This is a genomic window from Desulfovulcanus sp. (assembly GCF_982781345.1).
Window position 1 is genome coordinate 1 of sequence record NZ_CEYAEZ010000096.1, and the last position, 3,841, is coordinate 3,841.

Here is a 3,841-nt window from a genome sequence, read left to right on the forward strand (position 1 = left end):
ATAATTTATCAGTCCTTTTTAGACCTTTATCGCCAGAATATCCCCATTGACCTGGTTACTGTATCAGAAGACCTGGAGAAAAAAGGCAAGCTTGATGCAGTAGGCGGGGCAGTGTATCTGGCCTCACTGACCGACTCCGTTGCTGCCAGTTCGAATGCCATTTTTTACGCCCGCATTGTCAAAGAAAAGTCCATCCGAAGAAAACTTATCGAGACGGCCTCAAACATTATTTCCCAAAGCTTTGAACCAGGGCAAGACGTAGAAGATCTTCTGGACAAGTCAGAGCAACAGATTTTCACCATTACCGAATCTAAAACCAAGCCGGTGTTTAGATCCAGCAAAGAGTTGGTGGGCGAGGTCTTTGAGCTCCTGGAAAAGCGGGTAGACAGGAGAGAACTGGTTACAGGGGTGCCTACAGGTTATTACCACCTGGATGAAATTACCGCAGGTTTTCAGCCCACAGACCTGATAATCATTGCTGGCCGTCCGAGCATGGGTAAGACAGCCTTTGCCCTGAATGTGGGTATGCGTTCAGCAGTGCTTCATGATGTGCCTATAGCCATCTTTTCCTTGGAAATGTCCATGGAGCAACTCATGATGCGTATGCTCTGTTCCTGGGGCAAGGTGGACCTGAAGAATCTGCGTACCGGGTTTTTGAATGACGAAGATTGGAGCAGACTGTATCAGGCTGCTGACGCCTTGTCTCGAGCCCCTATATATATTGACGATACCCCGGCTTTGACCACCATGGAGATGCGTGCCAGGTGCCGGCGGCTTAAATCAGAAAAGGATTTGGGCATGGTCATTGTGGATTATTTGCAGCTCATGCGTGCCAGCCGCCGTATTGATTCCAGGGAGCAGGAAATATCAGAAATTTCCAGGGCATTGAAGGCATTAGCCAAAGAGATGAACGTGCCCGTGGTGGCCCTGTCTCAGCTTAACCGTAAAGTAGAAGAGAGGACCAATAAAAGGCCTATGCTTTCAGACCTGAGAGAATCAGGCGCAATTGAGCAGGATGCAGATTTAATACTCTTTCTTTACCGGGATGAAGTATACAATAAAAAAGAAGACAATCCCAAAAAGGGTAGGGCTGAAATCATTATTGGTAAGCAGAGAAACGGGCCTATAGGGGTAGTCGAACTTGCTTATCTCAACCGGTATACGGCCTTTGAAAATTTGACTGATATCCCCGTTCCTTCAGAGAACTCTTAAGTTAATACGGTCTAGCACTAAGTCCCGAAATAGGTGCAGCTTATACCTTTGAAAAACATCAGACTTTGGTCCTTTTTCGTTTTGGAAGGTTTAAAGGAGAGAGAATATGGAGTTTCTGCACAAAGAGGAGCTATTGACCCGGCAGGAATTGGACAGGTTGCAAGGGGTAAGGCTTAAGAATACAGTCTTTCAATGCACAAAATCATCTTTTTACCGGAACAAGTTGGCTTATGCCGGAGTTAGGGTGGGGGATATAAATTCAGTCCAGGATGTAGGAAAGTTGCCTTTTACCACCAAGGAAGACCTGCGCTCTCAATATCCTTATGGCCTTTTGACTGTGCCTGTGGATAAACTGGTCAGGCTGCACGCTTCATCCGGGACAACAGGTGCACCCACAGTTATTGTCCATACCCGGAACGATTTGAATACCTGGGCGGATTTGGTGGCCAGATGCATGCATATGGTCGGGGTCAGAGATACCGATGTCTTCCAGAACATAAGCGGATATGGCCTGTTTACCGGAGGCTTGGGCATTCATTATGGAGCTGAACGCTTGGGATGCCTGACCATCCCGGCTGGGGCCGGAAACAGCAAGCGTCAGATCAAGCTGCTCAAGGATTTTAAGGTCACGGTTGCACACATTATTCCTTCTTATGCTCTCCATTTAAGCACTGTTTTTGATGAAATGGACGTTGATCCCAAAAGTCTTTATTTGCGCATTTTGCTTATTGGCGCTGAGCCCCACACAGAAGAGATCCGACAGCGTATCGAAGATATTTATGGAGTTAAAGCTTATAATTCCTATGGGTTGTCTGAGATGAACGGCCCGGGCGTGGCCTTTGAATGTGAATGCCAGGAAGGCATGCATGTCTGGGAAGATGCTTATTTGCCGGAGATTGTAGATCCTGAGACTTTGGAGCCAGTACCAGAAGGTGAAGTTGGTGAACTGGTGCTGACTACTCTAACCCGCGAAGGCATGCCAATAATTCGCTATCGGACCAAGGACCTGACCAGGTTTATTCCTGGTAAATGTCCCTGTGGTCGTGAACACAGGCGCATAGATCGCATTTTAGGCCGTTCTGACGATATGATTATTCTCAAAGGGGTGAATATTTACCCCATGCAGGTGGAAAAGGTGCTTATGTCTATGCCTGAGGTTGGGCAAAATTACCTTATCGAACTGATAAAGGAAGGCTACTTGGACCAAATGCGGGTTAAAGTGGAGATTCGCGAGGAATATTTTGTAGAGGATATGCGAGCACTGAAAGAATTGCAGCGAAAAATAGCCCATAAACTCAAGGACGAGATATTGATCACCCCGCGCGTTGAATTGGTGGAGTCTAATTCTTTGCCTAAAACAGAAGGAAAAGCAAAAAGAGTTGTTGATTTAAGGGGAGGTAAATAATGCCTAAGGTAGCAATTTTTATGGGAAGTAAATCTGACCTGGATAAAGTTAAGCCCTGTGCTGAAGTGTTGGCTGATCTGGGCATTGAGTATGAGATGACCATAACTTCTGCTCACAGAACTCCTGAAAGAACCGAAAGCCTGATCAAGGAAATGGAGGACAAGGGCTGTCAGGTTTTCATCTGTGCTGCCGGCATGGCTGCTCATTTGGCAGGGGCAGTTGCTGCCAGGACCATACGGCCTGTAATCGGTATTCCTATTTCAGCTTCCAGTATGGGAGGATTTGATGCTCTTCTGTCCACAGTGCAAATGCCCCCTGGATTCCCCGTGGGCACTGTCGCCATAGACAAAGCCGGAGCCAAAAATGCCGCCTGGATGGCTGCACAGATTCTGGCACTTAATGATGCCTCTCTTTCTGAAAAGCTCAAGGCCTTTCGGCAAAAAATGCAGGAAGAGGTGGAAAGGGCCGCGGAAGAGATTGGAAAATAGGAAGTTGGGAAGATAAGAAGTTGGGGGCGGGGAGAAGAGAAGAAACCGCACTCAAATTATTCACCCCGGAATTTAGAACTTAGAACTTGGAACTCAAAAAATAATGGCTGAATTATTTGCTGGATTGTTTACCATTCTTTTGATTTTATGCTTGGCCCTTAATTTTTTTGGCCTGCCTGGAAACTGGGCCATTATCGGGTTGTTTGCCATTTGGAAGTGGACACATCCGGAGCTAAATGCCGGGTGGTTGTTTTTTGCTCTCTTGATTGCCCTGGCCTTGGTTGGTGAAGGTATTGAATTTGGTGCAAGCGTTTGGGGGGCCAAAAAATACGGGGGGACAAGCAAGGGCAATTGGGGTGCGATGCTCGGTGCAATACTGGGCTCTATTTTCCTGGCTCCGTTTTTGCTGGGCTTTGGAGCCTTAGCAGGCGCTTTTTTGGGAGCCTATATAGGTTGTTTTTTGTTAGAAAAGTTGCAGGGCCGCCCAACCCCGGAGGCCAGAAAAGCGGCCTTTGGAGCAATGTGGGGCAAAGTATTTGGTGTTGTTGCTAAACTTGGCATTGGCATTGGGATTTTATCTTTGTCTGTGCCCAAGGTGTGGCCGTAGGGGCACGGGGTGCCCCGTGCCCCCTATAACTTTAGAGCCTGTGGCCGAACCTTTTTATCAATTAATTTTCATGGTTTATTCTAGTCTTGGTTTCTTTCATGCTGGTACAAAGACTTGGACCCATCTAAA

The 3,841-nt window shown here is 47.1% G+C and carries 4 protein-coding genes; all 4 read left to right on the forward strand.

The window, feature by feature from the left end:
• On the forward strand, positions 1-1,212 hold a 1,212-nt coding region (dnaB, locus tag AC3WVG_RS11090; RefSeq protein ID WP_488798181.1), incomplete at its 5' end, for a replicative DNA helicase.
• A gap of 106 nt (positions 1,213-1,318) precedes the next feature.
• Positions 1,319-2,617, forward strand: a complete 1,299-nt coding sequence (locus tag AC3WVG_RS11095) for a phenylacetate--CoA ligase family protein (protein ID WP_488798182.1) — start codon at positions 1,319-1,321, stop codon at positions 2,615-2,617.
• Positions 2,617-3,105, forward strand: coding sequence for a 5-(carboxyamino)imidazole ribonucleotide mutase (gene purE, locus AC3WVG_RS11100; RefSeq protein ID WP_488798183.1), 489 nt, complete (start codon positions 2,617-2,619; stop codon positions 3,103-3,105). The genes AC3WVG_RS11095 and purE overlap by 1 nt, the downstream gene beginning before the upstream one ends.
• Positions 3,106-3,208: 103 nt before the next feature.
• Positions 3,209-3,712 carry a DUF456 domain-containing protein gene (locus AC3WVG_RS11105; RefSeq protein WP_488798184.1) on the forward strand — a complete coding sequence of 168 codons (504 nt, stop codon included), beginning with the start codon at positions 3,209-3,211 and terminating at the stop codon, positions 3,710-3,712.
• Positions 3,713-3,841: the final 129 nt, after the last annotated feature.

Excerpts from the sequence above, each read along its gene's own strand:
- AC3WVG_RS11095 (WP_488798182.1), top strand. The coding sequence starts at position 1,319 with ATGGAGTTTCTGCACAAAGAGGAGCTATTGACCCGGCAGGAATTGGAC.
- purE (WP_488798183.1), top strand. The coding sequence starts at position 2,617 with ATGCCTAAGGTAGCAATTTTTATGGGAAGTAAATCTGACCTGGATAAA.
- AC3WVG_RS11105 (WP_488798184.1), top strand. The coding sequence starts at position 3,209 with ATGGCTGAATTATTTGCTGGATTGTTTACCATTCTTTTGATTTTATGC.